This is a genomic window from Pseudomonas veronii, assembly GCF_002028325.1.
Classification (GTDB): domain Bacteria; phylum Pseudomonadota; class Gammaproteobacteria; order Pseudomonadales; family Pseudomonadaceae; genus Aquipseudomonas; species Aquipseudomonas veronii.
Window position 1 is genome coordinate 4,499,138 of record NZ_CP018420.1, and the last position, 19,481, is coordinate 4,518,618.

The 19,481-nt window shown below is 62.6% G+C and carries 17 protein-coding genes; 10 read left to right on the plus strand and 7 right to left on the minus strand.

Annotated features, from left to right (window positions below; all coding sequences use genetic code 11):
• Positions 1 to 9: 9 nt before the first annotated feature.
• Entirely contained in the window at positions 10 to 636 is a 627-nt protein-coding gene (locus tag PverR02_RS20310; protein ID WP_017847484.1) for a response regulator transcription factor, read from the minus strand.
• The gene (locus PverR02_RS20315) at positions 633 to 1,895 is read right to left on the minus strand and encodes a HAMP domain-containing sensor histidine kinase (RefSeq protein ID WP_079444256.1); all 1,263 of its coding nucleotides are present in this window, start codon (positions 1,893 to 1,895) and stop codon (positions 633 to 635) included. The genes PverR02_RS20310 and PverR02_RS20315 overlap by 4 nt, the downstream gene beginning before the upstream one ends.
• Positions 1,896 to 2,174: 279 nt before the next feature.
• Between PverR02_RS20315 and PverR02_RS20320 the strand changes: the two genes are divergently transcribed.
• The 6 genes from PverR02_RS20320 to PverR02_RS20345 all read left to right on the plus strand — a co-directional run bounded on the left by PverR02_RS20320 (position 2,175) and on the right by PverR02_RS20345 (position 7,216).
• Positions 2,175 to 3,359 (plus strand): ABC transporter substrate-binding protein, encoded by a 1,185-nt coding sequence (locus PverR02_RS20320; protein WP_079444257.1) that lies wholly within the window; start codon positions 2,175 to 2,177, stop codon positions 3,357 to 3,359.
• Between the two features lie 34 nt (positions 3,360 to 3,393).
• Entirely contained in the window at positions 3,394 to 4,353 is a 960-nt protein-coding gene (locus tag PverR02_RS20325) for a YVTN family beta-propeller repeat protein (RefSeq protein ID WP_017847488.1), read from the plus strand.
• Entirely contained in the window at positions 4,350 to 5,090 is a 741-nt protein-coding gene (locus tag PverR02_RS20330) for an ABC transporter ATP-binding protein (RefSeq protein ID WP_017847489.1), read from the plus strand. Before PverR02_RS20325 ends, PverR02_RS20330 begins: the two co-directional genes overlap by 4 nt.
• Positions 5,087 to 5,878, plus strand: coding sequence for an ABC transporter permease (locus PverR02_RS20335; protein WP_057005597.1), 792 nt, complete (start codon positions 5,087 to 5,089; stop codon positions 5,876 to 5,878). The genes PverR02_RS20330 and PverR02_RS20335 overlap by 4 nt, the downstream gene beginning before the upstream one ends.
• A 108-nt stretch (positions 5,879 to 5,986) precedes the next feature.
• On the plus strand, positions 5,987 to 6,526 hold the full coding sequence (locus tag PverR02_RS20340; RefSeq protein ID WP_046382809.1) for a PQQ-dependent catabolism-associated CXXCW motif protein: 540 nt from the start codon (positions 5,987 to 5,989) through the stop codon (positions 6,524 to 6,526).
• A gap of 24 nt (positions 6,527 to 6,550) precedes the next feature.
• The gene (locus tag PverR02_RS20345; RefSeq protein WP_017847492.1) at positions 6,551 to 7,216 is read left to right on the plus strand and encodes a response regulator transcription factor; all 666 of its coding nucleotides are present in this window, start codon (positions 6,551 to 6,553) and stop codon (positions 7,214 to 7,216) included.
• A 291-nt stretch (positions 7,217 to 7,507) separates the two neighbouring features.
• Here PverR02_RS20345 and PverR02_RS20350 read toward each other — a convergent pair whose 3' ends face one another.
• The 3 genes from PverR02_RS20350 to PverR02_RS20360 form a co-directional block, all read right to left on the minus strand.
• Positions 7,508 to 9,472 carry a PAS domain-containing hybrid sensor histidine kinase/response regulator gene (locus tag PverR02_RS20350; RefSeq protein WP_079444258.1) on the minus strand — a complete coding sequence of 655 codons (1,965 nt, stop codon included), beginning with the start codon at positions 9,470 to 9,472 and terminating at the stop codon, positions 7,508 to 7,510.
• Positions 9,402 to 10,559 carry a nitric oxide-sensing protein NosP gene (gene nosP / locus PverR02_RS20355; protein WP_079444259.1) on the minus strand — a complete coding sequence of 386 codons (1,158 nt, stop codon included), beginning with the start codon at positions 10,557 to 10,559 and terminating at the stop codon, positions 9,402 to 9,404. The genes PverR02_RS20350 and nosP overlap by 71 nt, the downstream gene beginning before the upstream one ends.
• A 248-nt stretch (positions 10,560 to 10,807) precedes the next feature.
• Positions 10,808 to 11,983, minus strand: coding sequence for a porin (locus PverR02_RS20360; RefSeq protein WP_017847495.1), 1,176 nt, complete (start codon positions 11,981 to 11,983; stop codon positions 10,808 to 10,810).
• A 319-nt stretch (positions 11,984 to 12,302) separates the two neighbouring features.
• Between PverR02_RS20360 and PverR02_RS20365 the strand changes: the two genes are divergently transcribed.
• Positions 12,303 to 13,166 carry an MBL fold metallo-hydrolase gene (locus PverR02_RS20365; protein WP_079444260.1) on the plus strand — a complete coding sequence of 288 codons (864 nt, stop codon included), beginning with the start codon at positions 12,303 to 12,305 and terminating at the stop codon, positions 13,164 to 13,166.
• A 31-nt stretch (positions 13,167 to 13,197) separates the two neighbouring features.
• Here PverR02_RS20365 and PverR02_RS20370 read toward each other — a convergent pair whose 3' ends face one another.
• Together PverR02_RS20370 and PverR02_RS20375 are read right to left on the minus strand one after the other, a co-directional pair.
• A complete protein-coding gene (locus PverR02_RS20370; protein ID WP_079444261.1) occupies positions 13,198 to 14,823 on the minus strand; it encodes a methyl-accepting chemotaxis protein in 1,626 nt (541 codons plus the stop codon).
• Positions 14,824 to 15,238: 415 nt separating this feature from the next.
• Positions 15,239 to 15,721, minus strand: a complete 483-nt coding sequence (locus PverR02_RS20375) for an Lrp/AsnC family transcriptional regulator (protein ID WP_017847498.1) — start codon at positions 15,719 to 15,721, stop codon at positions 15,239 to 15,241.
• Positions 15,722 to 15,916: 195 nt separating this feature from the next.
• Between PverR02_RS20375 and PverR02_RS20380 the strand changes: the two genes are divergently transcribed.
• Genes PverR02_RS20380 through PverR02_RS20390 form a run of 3 tightly spaced genes read left to right on the plus strand, consistent with a single transcriptional unit; the run spans position 15,917 to position 19,481 of the window.
• Positions 15,917 to 17,152 carry a 3-methyl-2-oxobutanoate dehydrogenase (2-methylpropanoyl-transferring) subunit alpha gene (locus tag PverR02_RS20380; RefSeq protein WP_046487271.1) on the plus strand — a complete coding sequence of 412 codons (1,236 nt, stop codon included), beginning with the start codon at positions 15,917 to 15,919 and terminating at the stop codon, positions 17,150 to 17,152.
• Between the two features lies 1 nt (position 17,153).
• On the plus strand, positions 17,154 to 18,212 hold the full coding sequence (locus PverR02_RS20385) for an alpha-ketoacid dehydrogenase subunit beta (RefSeq protein WP_017847500.1): 1,059 nt from the start codon (positions 17,154 to 17,156) through the stop codon (positions 18,210 to 18,212).
• Positions 18,213 to 19,481: a dihydrolipoamide acetyltransferase family protein gene (locus tag PverR02_RS20390; RefSeq protein WP_046487273.1), complete on the plus strand. Its 1,269-nt coding sequence runs from the start codon at positions 18,213 to 18,215 to the stop codon at positions 19,479 to 19,481.

Consider the following 19,481-nt stretch of genomic DNA (forward strand, 5'->3'; position numbering starts at 1 on the left):
ATGGGGGGATCAGCCCGCTACGCGCACCACGCCGAGGTCGATTCCCAGGTGGACCAGTTCGGCATGGGAACTGACCTGCAATTTGCTCTTGAGCAGGGTCAGGTGGTTGGACACGGTCTTGCTGCTGATATTCAACTGGTCGGCAATCACTCGGGTCGGCGTGCCTCTGGCCAGCATCAGGAAAATCTCCAGCTCACGCGGTGTCATGCCTTGCAAGCGTTGGTCGCTTGGCGTGTAGGCCAGTTGGGTGGCGAGGGACTGTTCGATATAGGCGTGGCCGTCGAGGACGCGCCGCACTGCTTCGATCAGCACCTCGGGCGCCGAGCTTTTGGTCAGGTAGCCCGAGGCGCCGGCTTCCAGGGCCTGGCGCACCAACGGCAGTTCGTCGTGCATGCTGAAGAACAGCACGCGCAGTTGCGGCAGGCGCTGGCGCAGGCGGCGCGTGGTTTCCAGGCCGCTGATGCCGGGCAGGCCGAAGTCCATGATCACCAAATGCGGCAGTGCTTCCTGGACCCGGCTCAAGGCCTCTTCGCCGCTGGCCGCTTCGCGCACTTCGATGGCCGGCAACAGTGCACGCAACAGGCTGGCATAGCCTTGGCGCACCACCGCATGGTCGTCCACCAACAGAATATTCATGAGGCCTCCAATGGCATGTTCAACGCCAGCGCCCAACCGGCGCCGGGGTGGCTGAGGATTGTCAGTTCGCCGCCCAGGCAGCGCGCGCGTTCGTACATCGAATACAGGCCGACGCCGGGACGCTGCGGCGTTTGCGCGCCGCAACCGTTATCGCGCACCCACAGGCGCAGGCGCGAACCGTGACGATGCAGGCGCACGCGCACCTGGCTGGCATCGGCATGCCGCACGATATTGGTCAGGGCTTCCTGCAGCAGGCGATAGAGGTGCGTCTTGCTCGCCCCGGACAACGCCGGCAGGTCCGCGCTGACCCGCAGCCGGCAATCGATGCCATGGCTGGCCTGCCACTGCGTCACCAGCATCGCGAACGCCTCGGCCAGCGGCAGGTGCTGCAGGGCCACCGGGTACAGGTCGTGGACCAGTGCGCGAAAGCCTTGCTGCAAGTGATCGCAGTGATCCTCCAGTTGCGCCACCGTGCGCGCGAGCAATTGCGGTTGGTCGGTGACCAGACGCAACAGGCAGGCCTGGGCGCGAATGCCGGCCAGGTATTGGCCGAGGTCATCGTGCAGGGTCTGGGCCAGGTGGTTGCGCTCCTGCTCTTGCACCGCCATCAGGGTCTGGGTCAGTTGGGTATTGTCGGTGTGCGCCTGCTCCAGGGCGTCGGTCATGCGGTTGAAATGCAGCGCCAGTTGCCGCGCTTCGGGTGATCCTGCGCTGCGCAGGCGCACATTGAGCTGGCCGGCGCACACCTGTTGCAAGGCGCGCAGCAGTTCGTCGAGTACGCCCATGCCACGGCGCACCGCCCAGCGGATGGTCAGCAGGCTCAGGGCCAGGGCCAGGGCGCACAGGCTCAACAGTTGTTGCAGGGAGTCCCAGACTTCATCGATCTCATCCCGCGGGTCGACGGCGATGGACACGCGTCGGCCGTCCGGCAGGTCCAGCACCTGGGCACTGCGCCGCGCCTCGGCAAACAGCAGGCGCCCGAGCCAGGCGTCCAGGCCGGACGGCAGCGGCGCCGGCAAGGTCTCGTCGGGGGCCAGCCAATGCACGCGCACATGGCGCAGGCTGGCGGTGAGATGCGGTTGCAGGCTGGCCGGGTCGCGCTCGGCGGTTGCGCTGAGGTAATGCACCACCGCTTCGGCCGATTGCAGCTCACGCTCCACATCCGTCAGGGCCTGATGCAGCAACAGCGCGGTGCAGGCGCAGGTGACCAAAGCGAAGAAACCGCACACCCACAGGTTGATGCGCCACAGTGCCGACATACCTAGTGCGCCACGCCGGCGGGCACGCTCAGCGCCGGGCGTGGTGCGTGCAGCTTGTCGACGCCGATCAGGCTCACGATCAGCAGGAACGGCAAAAGCAGCGCCTTGAGGATTTGCATGATCGTTCATCTCCCGGATGGACACGGTGGGGGTAACCCATGCTAAGACCGCGTCACCTGCGCGGGGCTACTACCTTGGTACTGGCTCAGCGGTACTTTCTGCATATTTGCAGCAGACATAAGGCTTCCTATGCTGGCGCTACCTGACATGGAGTGCCTTATGCGCCAGCTCGCCCCCTACGCCGTGCTCTACCTGCTGGCGATTGCCTGCGCCGCCGGGGTGGCCACTGCCAGCCAGGCCGCCGAGGCGCCGTTGGCGGTGCAGATCGGCTACCTGGGCTATCGGCCCGACCCTGGGCCGCTGCTGTCGAATGTGATCCCCGAGCCCACCGACGCCGGGCAACGCGGTGCGGAACTGGCGATCATCGACAGCAACAGCACCGGCGCCTTTCTCAACCAACGCTACAGCCTGACCAGCGCCACGGTGGACAGCCCCGACGCCCTGCTCGCCGCCGCCCAGGCCCAGCACGACCAGGGCCTGCGCCTGTTCGTGGTCAACGCCCCCGCCGCCAGCCTGCGCCAGCTCAGCGCGGCCCTGCCCGACAGCCTGCTGTTCAACGCCGGCAGCCCCGATGACAGCCTGCGCAGCACCGACTGCCTGGGCAACGTGCTGCACACGCTGCCCAGCCGCGCCATGCTCGCCGATGCCCTGGCGCAATTTCTGGTGGTGCGCAAATGGCAGAAGGCGCTGCTGATCGTCGGCCCCACCGAGGATGACCAGGCCTACGCCGCCGCCCTGCGCCGCGCCGCCAAGCGCTTCGGCGTGCATCTGGTGGCGGAGAAAGCCTGGCGCTTCGATAACGACCAACGCCGCAGCGCCCAGGCAGACATGCCGCTGTTCACCCAGACCGCCGAATACGACGTGGTGCTGGTGGCGGACGAGCGCGGCGACTTCGGCGAGTACGTGCCCTACCAGACCTGGTACCCGCGCCCCGTCGCCGGCACCCAGGGCCTGACGCCCACCGGCTGGCACAAGACCGTCGAAACCTACGGCGCCGCGCAATTGCAAAAACGCTTCGAGGCCCTGGCCGGGCGCTGGATGAACGACCGCGACTTCGCCGCCTGGATGGCCGTGCGCAGCGTTGCCAGTGCGGTGAACAAGCTGCGCCAGGTCGACCCGATGACCATCCGCCAACTGGAGATCAGCGAGCAACTGCCGCTGGACGGCTTCAAGGGCCGCAAGCTCAGCTATCGCCCGTGGAACGGCCAACTGCGCCAACCGATCCCCATCGTGCAACCCCGCGCCCTGGTCAGCACCTCGCCTCAGGACGGTTTCCTGCATCCTTTCAACGAAATGGACAGCCTGGGCTACGACAAACCCGAGGTGACCTGCCGCTTCCCTTGATCGCTCCCCTACTCACAATAATAAGGAATCCGCCATGCGCCGCACCCTGCTCTCATGCGCCCTGCTGCTTGCCGCCGGGCACGCCGTGGCCAGCACCGCCTGGGTCTCCAACGAGAAAGACAACACCCTCAGCCTGATCGACATGCAGACCCTGCAAGTCACCGACACGCTCAAGGTCGGCCAGCGCCCGCGGGGCCTGCTGCTGTCCCATGACAAAAAGCTGCTGTACATCTGCGCCAGCGACTCGGACCGCGTGCAGGTGATGGACGTGGCCACGCGCAAGATCATCAAGGAGCTGCCCTCCGGCAAAGACCCCGAGCAGTTCGCCCTGCACCCCAATGACCGCTGGCTGTATGTGTCCAACGAAGACGATGCACTGGTCACCGTGATCGACACCGAGACCTCCAAGGTGCTAGGCCAGATCAACGTCGGCGTAGAGCCCGAAGGCATGGCCGTGAGCCCGGACGGCAAGTGGGCGGTGAACACCAGCGAAACCACGAACATGCTGCACTGGATCGACACCAGCACCCAGACCCTGGTCGACAGCACCCTGGTGGACCAGCGCCCGCGCTTCGTCGAGTTCAACCACGATGGCTCGCAGCTGTGGGCCTCGGCGGAGATCGGCGGCACCGTGACCATTCTCGATGTGGCCAGCCGCGCGATCCTCAAAACCCTGACGTTCAAGATCAAGGGCGTCCACCCGGACAAGGTGCAGCCGGTGGGGATCAAGCTCAGTTCCGACGGCAAGTACGCCTTTGTCGCCCTGGGCCCGGCCAACCATGTGGCAGTGATCGACGCCAAGACCTTCGAGATCCTCGACTACCTGCTGGTAGGCCGCCGCGTGTGGCAGATGGCATTTACCCCGGACGAAAAACAGTTGCTGGCCACCAATGGCGTCAGCGGCGACGTGTCGGTGATCGATGTGGACAGCCTCAAGGTGCTCAAGTCGGTGAAGGTCGGGCGTTATCCATGGGGCGTGGTGGTCACGCCATGAACGCCCTGGAGGTGCGCGACCTGAGCTTCGCCTATGGCGCGCGCCAGGCTTTGCACGAGGTGAGCTTCAGCCTGGCACCGGGGCGGTTCGCCGCGTTGCTGGGGCCCAACGGCGCCGGCAAGTCGACCTTGATCGCCCTGCTCACGCGCTTGTACGACCTGCAAAGCGGCGACATCCGCGTCGGCGGCCACTCCCTGCGCGATGCACCGCGCGCAGCCCTCACGCAACTGGGGGTGGTGTTCCAGCAAAGCACCCTGGACCTGGACTTGAGCGTCGAACAGAACCTGCGTTATCACGCCGCGCTGCACGGTTTGTCGCGGCGCCAGACCGACGTGCGCGTCGCCGCCGAGCTGGCGCGCCAGGCCCTCACCGAGCGGCGCCGCGAAAAAGTCCGCGAGCTCAACGGCGGGCACCGGCGCCGCGTGGAAATCGCCCGGGCGTTGTTGCATGAACCGCGCTTGCTGCTGCTGGATGAAGCCAGCGTCGGCCTCGACCCCGCCAGCCGCCTGGCGCTGAACCAGCACGTGCGCAACCTGTGCCTTGAGCAAGGCATCAGCGTGCTGTGGACCACCCACCTGCTCGATGAAGTGCAACCCGACGATGCGTTGATGATCCTGCACCAGGGCCGCTTGGTGGCCAGCGGGCAGGTCGATGCGCTGATCCTCGAACAGGGTGGCGACCTCGGCAGCGTCTTTGCGCGCCTGACCCGCCCCACAACGACGGGAGCCCCGGCATGAACGCTTACTGGCAATGCTTGCGCGGCATCGTGCTGCGCGAGTGGCTGCGCTTTGTATTGCAGCGCACGCGGTTTCTCAGCGCCCTGGTGCGCCCGCTGTTGTGGCTGCTGGTGTTCGCCGCCGGGTTCCGCGCCGCGCTGGGTATCTCGGTGATCGAACCCTACGACACCTACATTCCCTATGAGGTCTACATCATCCCGGGGCTGGCTTGCATGATCCTGCTGTTCAACGGCATGCAGGGTTCGCTGTCGATGGTCTACGACCGCGAGATGGGCAGCATGCGCGTGCTGCTGACCAGCCCGCTGCCGCGCACGTTTTTGCTGTGCAGCAAGTTGCTCGCCACCGCGCTGATTTCACTGTTGCAGGTGTACGGGTTCCTGGCGATCGCCTGGGTCTACGGCGTGCAACCGCCTGTCATGGGGCTGTTGATCGCCCTGCCGGCCTTGCTGCTGGTGGCCTTGATGCTGAGCGCGCTGGGTTTGCTGCTGTCGAACGCGATCCGTCAACTGGAGAACTTTGCCGGGGTGATGAATTTCGTGATCTTCCCGCTGTTTTTCATATCGTCGGCGCTGTACCCGTTGTGGAAGATGCGCGACTCCAGCGAGTGGTTGTATTGGCTGTGCGCAATCAACCCCTTCACCCACGCCGTCGAGCTGGTGCGCTTTGCCCTGTATGAACGCTTCGCCGGCCTGGCCCTCGCGGTGTGCCTGGGCTTGACCGTACTGTTCGCGGTGTTGGCGGTGCTGACCTTCAACCCCCAGCATGCGGCGTTGCGCAAAAAAGGCTGAGGGCGGCAAAAACTACTACTTTAGTACTGGTTTTCCTGTCTATCGTCGCATTCCCAAGGGCTCGGGACTCACGTGTAATGGGCGCATAACGATAAGGATCGCCCTGCCATGCTGCCTGCCCGACTGCCCTTGTTGGCGCTGCTGTGCCTGTTTGCCGCCAACGTACAGGCCGATACCGCATTATTTTCCGCCGACGGCTATCGCATCAGCCTGTATCGCAGCCCCACGCCCGATCATGTGCAGGGCGCGACGATCATCGACACCCCTGCCCTGCAAGCCCTGCTGACCCAAACCCCAGCCCCGGTGCTGATCGATACGTATCGCCGCCAGTGGCTGCAAGGCCGCTTCATCGAAGACCAGCCCCACGCCAACCTGCCCGGCAGCCGTTGGCTGGCCAACACCGGCGACGGCGACCTCACGCCGGAGTGGCAAAGCTATTTCGTGCGCCACCTGTACACCTACAGCGGCGGCAACCTGGCACGACCATTGGTCTTCTATTGCCGCTCCGATTGCTGGCTGAGTTGGAACGCGGTAAAACGTGCCGCCAACCTGGGCTATACCTCTGTGTATTGGTATCGCGATGGCCTGGATGCCTGGGAAGCGGCGAAGCTGCCGGTGTCGGTGGCGCAACCCGAGCCATTTGAATAACCACAATAAGAAAGGTGAACGGCCATGTACAAAATCCTGATTGCCGATGATCACCCACTGTTTCGCGAAGCGATTCATAACGTCATCAGCGATGGTTTCCCCGGCAGCGAAGTGATGGAGACCGCCGATCTGGACAGCGCCCTGGCGCTGACCCAGGAACACGACGACCTCGATCTGATCCTGCTCGACCTGAACATGCCCGGCATGCACGGTCTCAATGGCCTGATCAACCTGCGCAACGAATCGCCGACCATCCCGGTGGTGATCGTGTCCGCCGAGCAAGACAAGCAAATCGTGCTGCAGGCCATCACCTATGGCGCCGTCGGTTTTATCACCAAGTCGTCGCCGCGCCAGCAAATGACCGAGGCGATCCAGCAGATTCTCAACGGCAATGTGTACCTGCCGCCGGATATCATCCGCACCCAGAAACCCGGCACCCACCGGCGCCTGAACGAAAACCCGGGCTTCGCTCCGGAATTGCTGCAGGCGTTGACCCGCAAGCAGTTGCTGGTGCTGGAGCGGATGACCAAGGGCGAGTCGAACAAGCAGATTGCCTACACCCTGGAGATCGCCGAGACCACGGTGAAGGCCCATGTGTCGGCGATTTTGCGCAAGTTGAATGTGCATAATCGGGTGCAGGCGATTTTGAGCGCGGGGGATATTGATTTTGGTTCTTATCTGCGGCGCTGATCTTTCGGAAAGCGCATAGAACCCTTGTGGGATGGGGTTTGTGTGGGGCTTGTGTGGGAGGGGGCTTGCCCCCGATAGCGGTGGATCAGTTATAGGTGCAGTGACTGACAGTCAGCTATCGGGGGCAAGCCCCCTCCCACATTTGATCTCCATTTGATCTCTGGACCTCTGGATTTCTATTGGATTTCTATTGGATCTCTATTGGATCTCTATTGGATCTCTATTGGATCTCTATTGGATCTCTGGATCTCTGGATCTCTGTTTGATCGCTGTTTGAGGAGCGTTCGGTGGTCATTTGCCTAAGAGGTGGCTCATCGCGGTCTTGAGCTTCATCGGCCGCACCGGCTTGTGCATCAAGGTGTGCCCCAGTTCGCGGATCTGCAGCTTCAGTTCGTTGCTGTAATTGGCGGTGATCATCATGGCCGGGATCGGGCTGGCGCGCCGGGCGTTGATGCGTGCCACGGCGTCGACGCCGTTCTGCTCATCGTCCAGGTGGTAATCGGCGATCAGCAGGTCGGCCTCGGCGTGATAGTTGTCCACCTGCCGCGCCAGGTCTTGTTCCGATAACGCGGTGACCACCCGGCAGCCCCACCCTTCCAGCAAGGTCCGCATTCCCGCGCAGATCGCCGCGTCGTTATCCAGCACCCACACCCGCGCGCCTTGCAGGCGCTCCAGCATCGGTTCGCTCATGGACGGCTGCGGCAGCGATTTGGGCGCGGTGGCGCTCAAGGGCACGTCCACCGCGAACATCGAGCCCTTGCCCGGCCACGACTTGACGGTGATGCGATGGCCGAGAATGCCGGCGATTTTTTCCACGATGGCCAGGCCCAGGCCCAACCCGCGATCCTGGTCGCGCCGCTGCACATCGCCGCGCTTGAACTCCTGGAAAATTTCCTCCAGGCGATCTTCGGCAATGCCCATGCCGCTGTCCCAGACCTGGATCGACAAGCGCTGGTGCTGGCGGCGGCAGCCCAGCACCACGCGCCCCGAGTAGGTGTAGCGAATCGCATTGCTCAGCAGGTTGCGCAGAATCCGCGCCAGCAGCTGGATATCGCTGCGCACCAGCGCCGAGCAGCCGACGAAGTGCAACTCCAGGCCTTCGCTGCGCGCCAGTTGGGTGAATTCGACGGCGAGGTTGTCGAGCAGCTCGCTGAGGGCGAACGGGGCGATATCGGCTTTGATCACCCCGGCATCCAGCTTGGAAATATCGACCAGGGTGCCCAACAGGTTTTCCACGTCTTCCAGCGAGTTGCTCACGTTGCGCACCAGGGTTTCATTGGCCTGGGGTTCGCGGCGTTCAAGCAAGGCGCCGGTGAACAGGCGCGCGGCGTTCAGCGGCTGCAACAGGTCGTGGCTGACGGCGGCGAGGAATTTGGTTTTCGACAGGTTGGCCTGCTCGGCTTCGAGCTTGGCTTCGCGCAGGCGCGATTCCACGCGGCGGCGTTCGTCGATTTCGCGCAGCAACTGGTCGTTCAGCGAGGTCAGTTCCGAGGTGCGCTGGGCGACGCGCAGCTCCAGGTTCTGATAGGCCTGGTGCAAGGCTTCGGCGGTGCGCCGGCGCTCGGTGATGTCGCGGATCAGCACAAAGATCCCCACCACTTCGCCACTGGCCAGGCGGTTGGGCACGTAGGAGCGCAGCATGTAGCGCTCCTGGTTGTTGATGTTGGTTTCGGCGAATTCGAAGGTCACGCTCTCCCCCGCCAGCGCCCGCGAGACGTAGGCATCCAGGCGCTGACAGTGTTGTTCGCTGTGGACTTCGCGCAGGCTCTGGCCGAGCATCATGCCCCGCGGCCAGCAGTACCATTCTTCATAGACCTTGTTGGTGAACTCATACACCAGGTCGGCATTCAGGTAGCCGATCAGCGCTGGCACATGGTCGGTGATCAGGCGAATCCAGCGCTCGCTCTCCTGCGCCTTTTGCGCCGCGGCCTGTTCGCGGCGCAGGGTTTCGGCGCGCAGGCGGGCGTTGATCAGCAAGTGGTTGCTGGCGCGCAGTTCGGCCATCGCCTGGTTCAGTGCGTCGGTGCGCTCGCGCACTTGTTCGGCGAGCACCACCGAGTGCTGGAACGTGGTGTAGGGGTCGTTGCCCTGGGTCACCCCGGACTCGATGCGCTCGATCAGCGCCGCGTTGATCCGCGTCAGCTTGTAGTTGTCCAGGCGTAGCCGCGCCAGCTCGGCCAACAGTTCATTGCGATCCTGGGGCTCGCCCTCGGGCAATGGCGACGCCGGTGAAGGTCTGGTTGATATGCATGCCATTGAACTGTTCTCCGTAGGTGTTGAACCCCATCACCCGCTGGTCGCGCAGGAAGCCGCCGATCTGCTCCAGGGTGCCGCTGTCTTCCAGCTCCAGGCGGCGCAGGAAGCAGTCGCAGCCAATGGTCAGCAGCAGCTCGCCGAGGCGCGATTGCAGGCCGTCGAACAGGGTTACCAGGTTCGGCAGGATCGGCCCGGGTGTCATCACCGTGAGGACGATGCCGTTTTCCACGGCGCAGTAGAAACTCAGGCTCAGGTCGTCATGCACCTGCTGGATCGCCCTGACGTAGTACTGGTCGTGGATACGTACCGCCAGCGGGTGCGCGGCGAAGACGCGGTGGTCGAGGTCGGCCACGGCCACGCCGATGTGCCGCGCGTACTCCTCCGCGGCGGGCTCGGCGTTGAGCTCGAACACCCGCCGCGACGGGCTGTCGGCGCCGGTCACCACGAGTTTTTCCGCACGCGGCAGAATGTGGTGGGTGGTGAACACCTCGAAGTCCAGCCAGGTATTGACCAGCACCACCACGGCCGCGCCGCTGTGGAACACACCGTTGAAATACACGTGGGTGTGCGTGAGGTAGTTGTCGTCGCCGGCCGAGCCGCCGAAATGCGGGATATCGCCGAGCGCCGCGCTGAGGGCCGCGAGCACCATTTCTTCACGGCTGGACAGGCCGTCGAGCAAGGTCAGGGCGAAGGTGTTGCCCTTGATCGGCGCCAGGGTGTTGCTGCGACAGCCGCCCACCAGGCGTTCGACCATGTGCTGGGCGTCGATCAGGCTGAAGTGTTCCACCTGGTCGATCAGTTCGGTGGCAATCGAAAAATGCGCGTGGTTAAAGCCCATCGCCGTCACGCAATTGCGCCCGTAGCCTTGGGGTGTGATCTCGCCGGCGCTGGTGCAACCGACGAGGCGCACATTGCCGAAACAACGTTGCAGGGCTTGGCCGAGCGCCTGCAGGTCGTAGGAAGCCGAGCAGAAAAACAGCACGAAGCCCAGGTACGGATGCAGCAGTTGCTCGGCCAATTCTTCGGCGGCCTGCCCGGCATCGGTGGCCAGAGACATGGCACTGACTACGCCTTCATGGTTGTGCATCGTCGACTCTCCGCTCTGAGGCATGAGTGTACGAAGGCTGGGGGGGCGGAACCTATGCTACTTGGGTACTGGGTGGGGGGATGCGATGGGATGAGACGTTCAGGATGCAGGTGATCAAAGGTGGGAGGGAGCTTGCTCCCGATGGCGGTGGATCAGCTACAAATGAGCCAACTGAACCACCGCTATCGGGGGCAAGCCCCCTCCCACATTTTGACCGTGTACCACTTAAAGACCAGGGCAGTCAGGTTTTACCAGGTGAGCACGGCACCGACGGCGAAGGTGTCGGTGTCTTCATTTTGGGCGCTGGTGTCATGCCCCTTGATCTGGAACTGGTTGTATTCAGCGACCAGCTTCAGGTTGTCGTTCACGTCGTGAAACAGCGCAATGCCGCGGGTGTCATAGTCGGCGCCGCTGCCCACCACGCCGTTGCCGTCGTCCTTGGTCTTGCCATACGACAGCGCCAGGCGGTTCTTGCCCAATTTGTAGGAACCCTGCAGCAGGTAGCCGTTGCTGTCGACATTGCGCAGGGTCGCTTCGCCGGCATTGTTGGTGAAGAACGGGTTGATGCCCTTGGCCTGGAAGCCCGAGCCGGTCAGGGACAGGCCGCCCATTTTCGCCTGCACGCCGTAGCCCACGCCTTTGGAGGTGACGCTGTCGACGTTGGAATCGGTGTTGTCCGAAGTCTGGTAGCTGCCGTTGAGCCAGCTGTAGATCTTCGCCCCGCCCAGGTCGAACTGGTAGGTGATCTCGCTCTCGGTACGCGGGTTTTTCTGGTAGGCCTTGCCTTGGGGGCTGCTGTCGTTGGTATCGACCGGGTCGAGGATGCCGACGGCAACACGCAGGCCGTCCATCACCGGGGTGCGGTAGGTGATCTGCGAGGTCGGGAACGGGTATGGATAGCCGCTGCCGATATTGCCGAACGAAACCCCGCCGCCGTCGACCAGGCCGAGGCTGTCGCTGACCTGGCCGTAGCCCGCGAGCAATTCGTCGAGCAGGATGTTGGAGCGGGCGAACAGGCCGAAGTCCTTGCCGATCAGCACTTCGCCCCACTCCGGGTTGGCCACTGTGCCGTAGAACTGGCGCACATCGATGGCAGTGTCGGTGCCGTTGGTCTGGCTGTCGTTGATGGTCACCCAGAACGAGGCACGGGCGCCGAGCTTGAGGTCGTCGGCCTGCTTGGTCATGTTGAAGCCCAGGTAGTTGGGCAAAAAGCCCATTTTCACCCGGGCCTGGCGGCGGTCGTATTGGTCACCGGCGCGGTCTACGTTGCTGTTGACGTAGAAGGCGTTGATGTAGCCATCGGTGGAGAAGGTGGTTTCGTCTTTGTCGTACAGCATGATTTCGGCGCTGGCGAACGGGCTCAGGCCCAGGCCGACGAGAAACACAGGCAACAGACGCAGGGGGAGTTTCTTATTGTTATGCATGGTGCGCTCCGCAACGGGGACATGATGTCGGAGGCGATTATCGAAAGCTGCCAGGCCACGGCCTACGCTGCCTTGGCGCCAATTTCAGGGTGCTTTGGACGGGCAGCGGGGGCTCGGCAAATTCGGTGTAAGACCGGCCCGTTCACAGACGCGGCACTTAGGGTGTAAGACCGACCCTGAACAACATGCCGAAAGACCGCGTCATGTCCTGTTACAGGTCGACACTTTGCCTCGCAGCGTTTTTTTCCCTTAATCTGCCAAGTCCATGTGGGACACATCGCGAATGTAACCCGCAGCCCGCCACCAAGGACCGCCGCCCATGCCCGCGTTGATTCAGGCTTTTCTGGACGAGGCATCGTCGACCTACACCTATGTGGTGCATGAGGCCGACGATGGCCCCTGCGCCATCGTCGACTCGGTGCTCAATTACGACCCGGCCTCCGGGCGCACCGACACACGCCAGGCCGACAAGGTGATTGCCTACGTGCGCGAACATCGCTTGCAGGTGCAATGGCTGCTGGAAACCCACGCCCATGCCGACCATCTGTCCGCCGCGCCTTACCTGCGCCGGACGTTGGGCGGCAAGATCGCCATTGGCCAGGCCATCAGCAAGGTGCAGCACGTGTTCAAGCACCTGTTCAACCTGGAGCCGGAATTTCACGTCGACGGTTCGCAGTTCGACCACCTGTTCGCCCCGGATGAAATCTTCCCTATCGGCAACTTGAAGGCCCAGGCCTTGCACGTGCCCGGCCACACCCCGGCGGACATGGCCTACCTGATCGACGATCAACTGATCCTGGTCGGCGACACCCTGTTCATGCCCGACGTCGGCACCGCCCGCTGCGACTTCCCCGGTGGCGATGCACACCAGCTGTATGCGTCGATGCGCAAGCTCCTGGCCTTCCCGCCGCAGACGCGACTGTACGTATGCCACGACTACCCGCCACAAGGCCGTGAGGCCCGATGCCAGACCACCGTGGCCGAGCAGCGCGCGGGCAATATCCATGTGCATGACGGGGTGGATGAAGCGGCGTTTGTGCAGATGCGGACCCAGCGCGATGCCGGGCTGGGGATGCCGACACTGCTGCTGCCGGCGATCCAGGTGAATGTGCGGGCGGGGAATCTGCCGCCGCCCGAAGAGAATGGGGTGGTGTACCTGAAGATCCCGCTCAATCAGCTCTGAACGCGCTCAACCGGCCACCTGCGTCGCGGGTTCACGCGATGGAGAACTGAGCCACAATCTGCTTGAGATCCATCGCCAGCTTCGACAGTTCGTGGCTGGCAATCGACGTTTGCCCGGCGGCCGACGAACTCTGGATCGACAGGTCGCGAATGCTGATCAGGTTCTGGTCGACGGAGCGCGCCACATGCGCCTGTTCTTCGGAGGCCGTCGCGATCAACTGGTTCCGGTCGTTGATGTCGGCAATCGCTTCGGTGATCTGGGTGATGGCCTGGCCTGCTTCGTGGGCGATTTTCAGCGAGTCCACCGCTTCGCTGCGGTTCATGGTCATCGACGACACCGCCTCGTTGGAACAGACCTGGATCTTCGCGATCATCTGCTCGATTTCCTGGGTCGAGGTCTGGGTCCGGTGAGCCAGCGCCCGCACTTCATCGGCCACCACCGCAAACCCTCGGCCTTGCTCGCCGGCCCGCGCCGCTTCGATGGCGGCGTTCAGCGCCAGCAGGTTGGTCTGTTCGGCAATCGAGCGGATCACTTCCACCACCCGTGCGATGTCCTGGGCCTGCTTGGCCAGGCCTTCGACTTCCATACCGGTCTGCTGCACGGTGGCGCTGAGTTTTTCAATCGACGCGATGGTCTGGGTCACACGCTCCTGGCCGATTTGGGCCGAGCGTTGGGAGTCCTGGGTCGACTGGGAGGCCGAGACGGCATTGCGCGCGACTTCCTCCACCGCCGCGGTCATCTCATTGACCGCCGTGGCGGCCTGGTCGGTTTCCATGCTCTGGCGCTCGATACCGGCGCTGGACTCACGGGTAATCGAACTCATCTCTTCGGCAGCCGAGGCCAACTGCCCGGAGGCTTCGGAGATATGCTGCAAAGTGGTTTTGAGGTTCATCTGCATCGCGGCAGTCGATTGTTGCAGCTCCGTCAGCTCATCCTTGCCGTTGACGGCGATGGCCACGCGCAGATCACCGTCGGCGATCTTGGAGGTCGACACCAGCAACTCACGCACTGGGGTAATGATACTGCGGGTAAACAGGCTCGCGACGACCACGGTCAACAGCACTGAAGCGCCCATCAGCACCCAGGTAAACAGACGAGTCGCGTTGTATTCGCTGGAGGCGATCCGCACCGCCTCATTGGAGCCGCGCTCGTTCAGGGTGATCAGGTCGTTGATCGAGTCCTGCGCCTTGAGGGCGACGGGGGCTTGCACGTCGCTCAGATAAGCGGCGATCTGCGCGGAGGAGCCTGTGGTAGAGAGTGTCAGAAACTCGTCGATCTTCTGGTTGTAAGTGCCAATACTGCTCATGACTTCGTCATATTTGGCCTGCTCCTCGGGGCTCGACACCATGGGAGCGTAGCTCTGGGCGATCTTCATCAACTCCGATCGGATACTTTGAAGGCTATCCCGTGAACTTTGATCCTGCCGGGCACTGTCCATGGCAAAACGGCGCAACTCCAGACGCAACTTAAACAGGGCTGAATCGATTCTTCCGGCCAGGCGAATACTGGGCAGCCAGTTGCTTTCAATCTCGATGGTTGAAGAATAGACGGAATCGACTTTTACCAGCGTCATGCCCCCTTGTATTAACAGCAGAATGCAAACCACTCCGAAACAAAGGGTGGTACGTAGATTCAATTTCAGGGATCTCATAGACATCTCGATTCACCTTTTACATGGACTTGTTAGTTAGGTGGCTTATAGCTGCTAATTTGTTTAATAACGCGTGAAAAATTCGTGAGCGATCAAGGAAATTTTTATGATGCAAGAAAAAAACCCCTTTCTTTTTAATTACTTAGCTAAACAACAAAACTCATCCAACCAGAAGCCCAAAGCGCGTTGAAAGTCAATCGGGCCAGGCGGCAATATTTAGAATGCGAAGTTAGATTAAAGTCGTAGGGTACACGGCACCTTGGCGGCTGATTCTCCATGACTTGTCCGGCCACTTGAATGGGGAACGTAGCCGATACAATAGAGCGCTCAGGTAAAACATACATTGACAGGTGTCAATACTAAAAAGCGCGCGCGCCAATAAAGAGCAATGCATGAGTTGCGTTGCGCCGCGAACCTTGTCTCAGACCATCAATCCATCCGGCGGCAGTGGCAACGCGGTCTTATAGCGCACTTGTTTAAGAGCGAAGCTGGAGCGGATATTGGCAACACCTGGCACTTTGGTCAGAAAGTCCATCATGAAACGCTCCAGCGACTGGATCGTCGGCACCAACACACGGATCAAATAGTCCGGGTCGCCGGCCATCAAGTAGCACTCCATCACCTCGGGCCGGTCGGAAATCGCCCCTTCGAATTGCTGCAAGGCCAGTTCGTTCTGCTTTTCCAGGCTGACATGGATAAACACGTTGACGTGCAGCCCCAGCAGGTCGGCATCGAGCAAGGTTACCTGGTCGCGAATCAGGCCCAGTTCTTCCATCGCCTTGACCCGATTGAAACACGGCGTGGGCGACAGGTTGACCGAGCGGGCGAGGTCGGCGTTGGTGATGCGCGCATTCTCCTGCAGGGCGTTGAGAATGCCGATATCGGTACGGTCCAGTTTGCGCATGAGACAAAATCACCTGTTTATTATGTTTATGCAGTTTTTTTATCCGCAAATGAGCCAGAGCGCAACGAAACACAGATAAATATTCTTCTACGCCGCGCCTATGATTGTTGTAGGACAAGATTTCTCCTACCCGGAGGATGACGGTCAGCTAGCGCGCCCACTACAAGAAATTCACAAGATCGAGCGTAGAAAGCCATGAACCAGCCGTATGCACCACTGCGCCTGCACGTTCCCGAACCCTCGGGCCGTCCAGGCTGCAAGACTGACTTTACCTACCTGCGTCTGACCGACGCCGGCCTGGTGCGCAAACCCAGCATCGACGTAGAACCCGCCGACACCGCCGATTTGGCCAAGGGCCTGATCCGCGTGCTCGACGACCAGGGCCAGGCCCTCGGTCCGTGGGCTGAAGACGTGCCTGTCGAGATCCTGCGCCGGGGCATGCGCGCCATGCTCAAGACGCGCATCTTCGACAACCGCATGGTGGTCGCCCAGCGTCAGAAGAAAATGTCGTTCTACATGCAGAGCCTCGGCGAAGAAGCCATCGGCAGCGCCCAGGCCCTGGCCCTGAACATCGACGACATGTGCTTCCCCACCTATCGCCAGCAAAGCATCCTGATGGCCCGCGACGTGCCGCTGGTGGACCTGATCTGCCAACTGCTGTCCAACGAGCACGACCCGCTCAAGGGCCGGCAACTGCCGATCATGTATTCGGTGAAAGACGCTGGCTTCTTCACCATTTCCGGCAACCTTGCCACCCAATTCGTACAAGCCGTGGGCTGGGGCATGGCCTCGGCGATCAAGGGCGATACCAAGATCGCCTCGGCCTGGATCGGCGACGGCGCCACTGCCGAATCGGACTTCCACACCGCCCTCACCTTCGCCCACGTCTACCGCGCGCCGGTGATTCTCAACGTGGTCAACAACCAGTGGGCCATCTCCACCTTCCAGGCCATCGCCGGCGGTGAAGCCACCACCTTCGCCGGACGCGGCGTCGGGTGCGGCATCGCCTCGCTGCGCGTGGACGGCAACGACTTCATCGCGGTGTACGCCGCTTCCGCCTGGGCCGCCGAACGCGCGCGCCGCAACCTCGGCCCGACCCTGATCGAATGGGTCACCTACCGCGCCGGCCCGCACTCCACTTCGGATGATCCCTCCAAATACCGCCCCGCCGATGACTGGAGCCACTTCCCGTTGGGCGACCCGATTGCGCGCCTCAAACAGCACCTGATCAAGACTGGCCAGTGGTCCGAAGAGGAACACGCGGCGGTCAGTGCCGAACTTGAAGCCGAAGTGGTCAAGGCGCAAAAAGAAGCCGAACAGTACGGCACCCTCGCCGGCGGCCAGATTCCAAGCGCCGCGACCATGTTCGAAGACGTTTACAAAGAGATGCCGGAGCACTTGAAGCGCCAGCGTCAAGAGTTGGGGGTCTGACATGAACGATCACAACAACAGCATCGAATTGGAAACCGCCATGACCACCACCACCATGACCATGATCCAGGCCCTGCGCTCGGCCATGGACGTGATGCTTGAGCGTGACGACAACGTGGTGGTGTTCGGCCAGGACGTTGGCTATTTCGGCGGCGTATTCCGTTGCACCGAAGGCTTGCAGAACAAGTACGGCAGTTCGCGGGTGTTTGACGCGCCGATCTCCGAAAGCGGCATCGTCGGCGTGGCGGTGGGCATGGGCGCCTACGGCCTGCGCCCGGTGGCGGAAATCCAGTTCGCCGACTACGTCTACCCAGCCAGCGACCAGATCATCTCCGAAGCGGCACGCCTGCGTTATCGCTCGGCCGGCCAGTTCACCGCGCCGTTGACCCTGCGCATGCCCTGCGGCGGCGGCATCTACGGCGGCCAGACCCACAGCCAGAGTATCGAAGCGGTGTTCACCCAGGTCTGCGGCCTGCGCACGGTGATGCCGTCCAACCCCTATGACGCCAAGGGCCTGTTGATCGCCTCGATCGAAAACGACGACCCGGTGATCTTCCTCGAACCCAAGCGCCTGTACAACGGCCCGTTCGACGGCCACCACGACCGCCCGGTAACGCCGTGGTCGAAACACCCGCAGGCGCAAGTGCCGGACGGTTACTACAGCGTGCCGCTGGACGTGGCCGCGATCGTGCGTCCGGGTTCGGCCGTCACCGTGCTGACCTACGGCACCACCGTGTACGTGTCGCAAGTCGCCGCCGAAGAAACCGGTATCGACGCCGAGGTCATCGACCTGCGCAGCCTGTGGCCGCTGGACCTGGAAACCATCGTCAACTCGGTGAAAAAGACCGGCCGTTGCGTGGTGGTGCATGAAGCCACCCGCACCTGCGGCTTTGGCGCCGAGCTGGTGGCGCTGGTGCAGGAACATTGCTTCCACCACCTGGAAGCGCCGATCGAACGCGTCACCGGTTGGGACACCCCCTACCCGCACGCGCAGGAATGGGCGTATTTCCCAGGGCCGTCCCGTGTGGGCGCGGCGTTGAAACGGGTCATGGAGGTCTGAATGGGCACGCACGTTATCAAGATGCCGGACATTGGCGAAGGCATCGCAGAAGTTGAACTTTCGGCCTGGCATGTGAAGGTCGGCGACCTGGTCGTCGAAGACCAGGTGCTGGCGGATGTGATGACCGACAAGGCGATGGTGGACATTCCCTCGCCGGTCCACGGCAAGGTACTTGCCCTCGGCGGCGAGCCGGGTGAAGTCATGGCCGTGGGCAGTGTGCTGATCAGCATCGAAGTGGAAGGCGCGGGCAATACCAAAGACGTGCCGATGACGGCTGAACCGGCCAAGGCGGCGCCTGCGCCGGTAGCGCAAAGCAAGCCGGCCCCAGCGGTAGAAAGCACACTGGCACTCAAACCGTCCGTCGCGCCCCAGGCCCCCGTGGCCCGCGATGCCAACGAGCGTCCGCTGGCCTCCCCCGCCGTGCGCAAGCATGCGCTGGATGCAGGCATTTCCCTGCGCCTGGTGCAGGGGTCCGGTCCGGCGGGCCGGATTCTGCACGAAGATTTGGACGCTTACTTGCTCCAGAGTCCGGCGAAAAAAACTACGGCCGCCAACCCCTACGCCGAACGCAACGACGAAGAACAGATCCCGGTGATCGGCATGCGCCGCAAAATCGCCCAGCGCATGCAGGACGCCACCCGGCGCGCCGCGCATTTCAGCTATGTGGAAGAGATCGACGTCACCGCCCTCGACGAACTGCGCGTACACCTCAATGAAAAACACGGTGCGACACGCGGCAAGCTGACGCTGCTGCCGTTCATCGTGCGCGCCATGGTCGTGGCGTTGCGCGATTTCCCACAGATCAATGCGCGTTACGACGACGAAGCCCAGGTCATCACCCGCCTCGGTGCGGTGCATGTGGGCGTCGCCACCCAGAGCGATGTGGGCCTGATGGTGCCGGTGGTGCGCCACGCCGAAGCACGCAGCCTGTGGGGCAATGCCGAGGAAATCGCGCGTTTGGCCAACGCCGCGCGCACTGGCAAGGCCAACCGCGACGAACTGTCGGGGTCGACCATCACCCTGACCAGCCTCGGCGCCTTGGGCGGCATCGTCAGCACGCCGGTGCTGAACCTGCCGGAAGTGGCCATCGTCGGCGTCAACCGCATCGTCGAGCGGCCGATGGTGATCAAGGGCCAGATCGTGATCCGCAAGATGATGAACCTCTCCAGCTCGTTCGATCACCGCGTGGTCGACGGCATGGACGCGGCGCAATTCATCCAGGCCATTCGCGGCCTGCTCGAACAACCCGCCAGCCTGTTCCTGGAGTAA

Bases quoted from the DNA above. Each gene is read 5' to 3' on its own strand.
- PverR02_RS20310 (WP_017847484.1), bottom strand. From the start codon at position 636: ATGAATATTCTGTTGGTGGACGACCATGCGGTGGTGCGCCAAGGCTAT.
- PverR02_RS20315 (WP_079444256.1), bottom strand. From the start codon at position 1,895: ATGTCGGCACTGTGGCGCATCAACCTGTGGGTGTGCGGTTTCTTCGCT.
- PverR02_RS20320 (WP_079444257.1), top strand. From the start codon at position 2,175: ATGCGCCAGCTCGCCCCCTACGCCGTGCTCTACCTGCTGGCGATTGCC.
- PverR02_RS20325 (WP_017847488.1), top strand. From the start codon at position 3,394: ATGCGCCGCACCCTGCTCTCATGCGCCCTGCTGCTTGCCGCCGGGCAC.
- PverR02_RS20330 (WP_017847489.1), top strand. From the start codon at position 4,350: ATGAACGCCCTGGAGGTGCGCGACCTGAGCTTCGCCTATGGCGCGCGC.
- PverR02_RS20335 (WP_057005597.1), top strand. From the start codon at position 5,087: ATGAACGCTTACTGGCAATGCTTGCGCGGCATCGTGCTGCGCGAGTGG.
- PverR02_RS20340 (WP_046382809.1), top strand. From the start codon at position 5,987: ATGCTGCCTGCCCGACTGCCCTTGTTGGCGCTGCTGTGCCTGTTTGCC.
- PverR02_RS20345 (WP_017847492.1), top strand. From the start codon at position 6,551: ATGTACAAAATCCTGATTGCCGATGATCACCCACTGTTTCGCGAAGCG.
- PverR02_RS20350 (WP_079444258.1), bottom strand. From the start codon at position 9,472: ATGGCATGCATATCAACCAGACCTTCACCGGCGTCGCCATTGCCCGAG.
- nosP (WP_079444259.1), bottom strand. From the start codon at position 10,559: ATGCACAACCATGAAGGCGTAGTCAGTGCCATGTCTCTGGCCACCGAT.
- PverR02_RS20360 (WP_017847495.1), bottom strand. From the start codon at position 11,983: ATGCATAACAATAAGAAACTCCCCCTGCGTCTGTTGCCTGTGTTTCTC.
- PverR02_RS20365 (WP_079444260.1), top strand. From the start codon at position 12,303: ATGCCCGCGTTGATTCAGGCTTTTCTGGACGAGGCATCGTCGACCTAC.
- PverR02_RS20370 (WP_079444261.1), bottom strand. From the start codon at position 14,823: ATGTCTATGAGATCCCTGAAATTGAATCTACGTACCACCCTTTGTTTC.
- PverR02_RS20375 (WP_017847498.1), bottom strand. From the start codon at position 15,721: ATGCGCAAACTGGACCGTACCGATATCGGCATTCTCAACGCCCTGCAG.
- PverR02_RS20380 (WP_046487271.1), top strand. From the start codon at position 15,917: ATGAACCAGCCGTATGCACCACTGCGCCTGCACGTTCCCGAACCCTCG.
- PverR02_RS20385 (WP_017847500.1), top strand. From the start codon at position 17,154: ATGAACGATCACAACAACAGCATCGAATTGGAAACCGCCATGACCACC.
- PverR02_RS20390 (WP_046487273.1), top strand. From the start codon at position 18,213: ATGGGCACGCACGTTATCAAGATGCCGGACATTGGCGAAGGCATCGCA.